Source organism: Paraclostridium sp. MRS3W1 (assembly GCF_032465715.1).
Taxonomy (GTDB): domain Bacteria; phylum Bacillota; class Clostridia; order Peptostreptococcales; family Peptostreptococcaceae; genus Paraclostridium; species Paraclostridium dentum.
On record NZ_JAWDJM010000125.1, the window covers coordinates 1 to 5,628 of the forward strand.

General features: G+C 23.8%; 5 protein-coding genes. 1 reads left to right on the forward strand and 4 read right to left on the reverse strand.

The genetic code is table 11. The features are described 5' to 3' along the window. The 4 genes from RWY47_RS10225 to RWY47_RS10240 all read right to left on the reverse strand — a co-directional run. Positions 1-1,825, reverse strand: a 1,825-nt coding sequence (locus RWY47_RS10225; RefSeq protein ID WP_316030317.1) for an ABC transporter permease, incomplete at its 3' end; no start/stop codon positions are given. Continuing rightward, entirely contained in the window at positions 1,812-2,567 is a 756-nt protein-coding gene (locus RWY47_RS10230; RefSeq protein ID WP_025162936.1) for an ABC transporter ATP-binding protein, read from the reverse strand. The genes RWY47_RS10225 and RWY47_RS10230, both read right to left, overlap by 14 nt. Positions 2,568-2,669: 102 nt before the next feature. After that, positions 2,670-3,683, reverse strand: coding sequence for a sensor histidine kinase (locus tag RWY47_RS10235; RefSeq protein WP_224170907.1), 1,014 nt, complete (start codon positions 3,681-3,683; stop codon positions 2,670-2,672). Continuing rightward, on the reverse strand, positions 3,680-4,357 hold the full coding sequence (locus tag RWY47_RS10240) for a response regulator transcription factor (RefSeq protein ID WP_021431175.1): 678 nt from the start codon (positions 4,355-4,357) through the stop codon (positions 3,680-3,682). Before RWY47_RS10240 ends, RWY47_RS10235 begins: the two co-directional genes overlap by 4 nt. A 142-nt stretch (positions 4,358-4,499) precedes the next feature. Here RWY47_RS10240 and RWY47_RS10245 point away from each other — a divergent pair, with 142 nt between their 5' ends. Continuing rightward, positions 4,500-5,339, forward strand: coding sequence for a hypothetical protein (locus tag RWY47_RS10245; RefSeq protein ID WP_224170906.1), 840 nt, complete (start codon positions 4,500-4,502; stop codon positions 5,337-5,339). The last annotated feature ends 289 nt before the right edge of the window (positions 5,340-5,628 follow it).

Sequence of the window (5,628 nt, forward strand, 5' to 3'; positions counted from 1 at the left end):
ATATAAAAATAAATATAATTAATGATACTCCTATAAGTTCTAAATGATCTGAGTTAAACATAGAATTGACAGCATACCCTGCAACAATACCATGTATAGACCCAACTATAACAGGGAGTATAAAAAATATTCCTAACTGCTTAAACACTGCTTTATTTATATATTCTTGACTTACTCCAATTTTTCTTAAAGTGTTAAACCTTTCTTTATCTATACTAGCATCTTGAATACATTTAAAATACATTATACTGCCTAGCGATACTGTAAATACAAGTGCTAAGAAACAACCTACAAAGTATACTCCATTTATAGCATAATATGCACTTTTATCAAATTGATCAGCACTATAAATTTCATTTTTTGAATTTTCTCTCATGTATTGGGCTATTGAGTTAGTGTTTTCAAAGTTATTAAGTGTGATAGCTTTAAAATATACTTCTTTTTTATTTAACTTAGTTTTTAATTTTTCATAATCATTATCGTTTAAGACTAGTGTACCATTAGTTGATTGTCCCATTATATTAGACGGTATATTTTTATTTATTTTTATTGATTCATTACTTATTTTTAAATTATCATTTATTTTAAATGCATTCATAACCCTTGTATCTACTAATAAAATTGCCTCACCTTTTTTAGGTTTATTTTTTTCTATATCTTTCTCATGTTTTACTTTTCCATGCTTTAACAAATTTTCTACATCTGAATATTTAGCTAAGTACACATCATTTATATACATACTTAAATTTGATTTGTATGGAATTAAATCTACAGTAGTTTTATACTTAACATCTTCATTACCTAAATTTATCGCCATATCTAAAGACTTATCATCAGCTTTATTTTCACTTGTATAATATATACTATATGGGTATTCATTTTCAAATCCTGATGAAAAACAAGAACTCATACAAAATGCAACCATAATACAAGTCAAACTACAAGCTATTAATATTGCAGCTTGAGCTAAGGTTTTATTATTATCTTTTATCCTAAAAATAATATTATTATAACTTACAATGTTTGTTTTTGAGTATAACCTCTTTTTATTTTTTATAATATTTCTTATAAAAATCGAGAAAAATCCTCTGAATAAAAAATGAGTTCCTATAATGGTCATAATTACCGTTGCCATTATAGCTATCGGAAATGCCACATTAGCTTCTTTATATTTTAATATTAGCAAGTACCCTAGAATAATTATTATAAATCCTACGACCCCTTTGGTATTGTTTAATTTGTTATTTTCTAATTGGTATATTTTTTTTGCATTTATAAGTTTACTTATATCTGTTTTTATTAAACATATATATTCTTTTATAAAAACACCAATCAATATAATCAAAAATATTAGCAAAGTCTGAATTACTGAAATAAAGTTTATCTCAAAATTTATTACTTTATTTACATAAGATAGTTTAACTAAAATCATTAAAAATATCTTATTCAAAAGTATTCCAATACCCATACCAATTATCATTGATATTAGCCCAATTATAAATGCTTCTAATGAAAACATCAGTGCAATCTGCTTATTTTCAACACCCATAAATGTGTATATCCCAAATTCTTTTTTTCTTTGTTCTATAAAAAATTTACTTGAGTAAGAAATAAAAAATATAAAGAAAAATATTAGAACAAAAGCGCACATTCCTCCTGCCATAGATACTGCATTTAAGTCTTTTATTTCAATGAATTGTTTACTGAAAATTAAAGTTGTGAAATTGTAAAATACAGCAATTGAGAAAACCATAGAGAAAATATAAACTCCATAGTTTTTTATACTTTGTCTTATATTCATTAAACTTAGCTTAAATAAATTCACTTACTTCACCTCCCATAGAAGTTAATAAGTTCATTATTTGCTTAAAGAAATCTTTTCTATTTCCATTACTATCTATCCTAGTGTTTAGCCTACCATCTTTTATGAAAATAATTTTATCTGAGTAACTTGCTGTAAATGCATCATGTGTAACCATTATTATAGTTACATTAAATTTTTTATTCATCTCTTTTAAACAATTTAAAAGTTCTGATGCAGATTTTGAATCTAATGCTCCTGTAGGTTCATCCGCAAATATAATAGATGGTGAAGTTATTATGGCTCTTGCTGCTGCAACTCTTTGTTTTTGTCCCCCTGATAATTCATATGGATAGCTTTTCAAATGTTTTTTTATACCAAAGAAACTAGCTAGTTTTTCAACCTCTTTTTGTATTTTATCAGGCTTTTCGTTTGCTATAACAAGAGGTAGTGCTATATTGTCTTCTATACTCATGTTATCTAATAAATTATAGTCTTGAAATATAAAACCTATATTATCACGTCTAAACTTAGATAATTCTTTATTTTTTAAAGAATGAACATCTTCATTATCATAGTAAACTTTTCCTTCACTAGGTCTATCAATAGTAGACATTATATTTAAAAGCGTAGTTTTCCCTGCTCCAGAAGGCCCCATAATACTTATGAACTCTCCATCTTTGACCTCTAAGTTTATATTTTCTAGAATTTTAAATGTATTTTTATTATTTTTAATACTTTTATTTAAATTTATTACTTTTAACATACCTTACCCTCCAAATTGTAATTATTTTATACTTATATTGTATAAGCTAATTACCTTGCAATCTATCCATCTACATTACAGTTCAGAGGCTTAATATTACACTTATGTAACATTGAAGTAATCTGATAATTTATAGAATGTTATACATACATTACAAAATTCATTTTCCTTTGATTCTATACTTATATCATGACTTAATTTATTTAATATTTTTTTTGATATATATAACCCCATTCCTGTAGATTTGGTTATTTCGTTATATTTGCCTACATACCCTTTATCAAATACTCTATTTATATCCTCTGTTTTTATACCAATTCCATTATCCTTAATGTGAAGTTCTATTCCAATTTCCGAATTTTGTAAGTAAATTTCTACAATACCATCTTCTTTAATATATTTACATGAATTATTTATTATTTGTTCAATTATGTGCATTAACCATTTTTTATCACTTAACACGTTATAATTTAAATTGCCTATTCTTAACTCTATCTTATTGTATATAAATAAATATTTATTCTTTTTTATAATTTCTTTTACTATTTTTTCTAAATTTATTTCTTCTATTAAAAAGTTAGAACTATAATCTCCACTTTTACTGATATATAAAGCTTGTTGAACTAAACTATCAATTCTTTTAAGTTCAATATTTATTTGTTTGTGTAACTCATAATTTCCAAAATATTTATTTTCTAGCTCTTTTACTCTTTGACTAATAATTTCTAAAACCGCAATAGGAATTTTAATCTCATGTATCCATTTAGTCATATAGTCATTTATCTCTTCAATTTCTTTTTTTAAACTTTCTACTGTATTTTCATTTTCTAATAATTTATTATCTATAACTTCTTTTAACTTATTATTTTTAAATTCGTATGTTTTATTATTATTTATATATTCAAATAAGCTTTTATAGTTTTTTATGTATGAACTATATCCAAGTATAAAGAAAGCAATACATACAACTAAAATCATTGTATCTATATATATTAAACTGTTCAAAACCTTTTCCAATCTAAGATCTGCAATTATATTTATATTAACTATAACCACTATAAATATAACTAAGTATATGGATAATTTAACTTGTTTTATATAATTTTTAAAATTCATTGTATATAATACCCCTGACCTTTTTTAGTAACTATAAAATCACTCAAACCTATATTTTCTAAAGTTTTTCTAAGCCTATTTATATTTACAGTTAAAGTATTTTCACTTATAAACTCTTCGCTATCCCATAATTCTTCTATTATTGTATCTCTACTAACTATACTTCCTTGATTGTTCATTAATATATTAATTATTTTAAACTCATTTTTACTAAGTTCAACAAACTGATCATTGAAGTAAATCTTACTTTCTAAAATATTTAAAATTACATCTTTATATTTTACAATATCAACTTTTAATGAATTGTTGTATGAGTATGTTCTTCTTAATATAGCTTGTACTTTTGCAACTAACACTTGAGTTGAGAAAGGTTTTATTATATAATCATCGGCTCCCATATTTATAGACATAACAATATCCATATCGTTATCCCTAGATGAAATAAATATTATCGGTACTTTTAATATATTTCTTATTTTATTGCACCAGTAAAATCCATCATAAAACGGTAAGTTTATATCCATCAATACCAACTTAGGATTAATTGCTATAACTTCTTCTGCTATATTATCCAAATTTTTTGCTTCATGTGTCCTATATCCCCATTTACTTAAACACATATGAATTTCTCTACTTAATGCTTTGTCATCTTCTACTAAAAAAATGTCTATCATAATACCCTCCTTTTAAAACATAATATATATTTTGACAATTATATATTATAGCACACTTTAAAATTTCATAATTTGATATAATATTCATAGTTATGATAATATATTGTAATAAAATTTACTTAAAATAAAATGAGGTAGTAATATGATTATTTTTAATACGCTTATAGAAAGCTTTTTTAATTTAGCTAGTGTTTTAGGAGTTTTTATAGTTTTTGGTATTTTATTAAACTTAATTGAAGCTAAAAATAATGAACTCATACAAAGTTCACTTGGAATAAAATTCATAGTGTTTACTGGTTTTATAGGAACTATAGTTCATGAGTTAAGCCATATGCTAATGGCGTTTATATTTAACCATAAAATAGTTAAGGTTGAATTATTTAGACCTTTTAAATATAAAGAAGATGGAGTCTTAGGATATGTAAAACATACTTATAATCCAAGTAGTCTATATCAGCAAATTGGCAATTTTTTTATAGGTATTGCCCCTATGATTTTTGGTACTTTATTCATATGGATACTTTTAATTTTATTTTCTAATGATACATACAAAGTACTTACAAATAATATACATATTGATTTGTATATTAAATACCTTGAGTCAACTGACTATTTAAAAGTTTTTAGTCTTTTAATTAATGATACTTTATTAATATTAAAAAGCATAGTCTCACTAAAATATTTAGCTGATTTAAAACACTTAATTATGCTATTTTTCATATATTCTATAGCCACACATATGAGCTTAAGTCTCGCTGATTTAAAAGGAAGCTTTAAAGGTTTTATAGTGTGTTTTATTATTGTTTTTATAGTTACGCTTTTTATCAATTTATTAAATCAAGCTAATTTATTTAATAATATTTTGATATTTAAATTTAATGTTTATGTTTTTTTATTTTTAACTGTGGGTTTAATTTTTTCATTATTAACACTTTTTGTATCATTTTTAATAAATATTATAAAAAATTCACTTTGTTCATGACGCCAACGACCTTAAAAAGCAGGTCCGTTGCTCAAGTTTATCAGTTGGAAATTATATTTATCCATAATTCAGGATAAAGTATAATTTCCATAAGAATAAAAAGGTGAGTAATTGTTATAATATAGAAAATAATATATAATGATATTTCGTATTTTAAAGTTTAGAAAGGGTTGATATATTGGAATTAATATTGATTTTAATAGCATGTTTATTAGGATTCATGTTTATTAAATATTTATTTAAAAAAGTTATGCTATGTTTGTTCATTTTAGCTTGTTCAGGGGGAGTA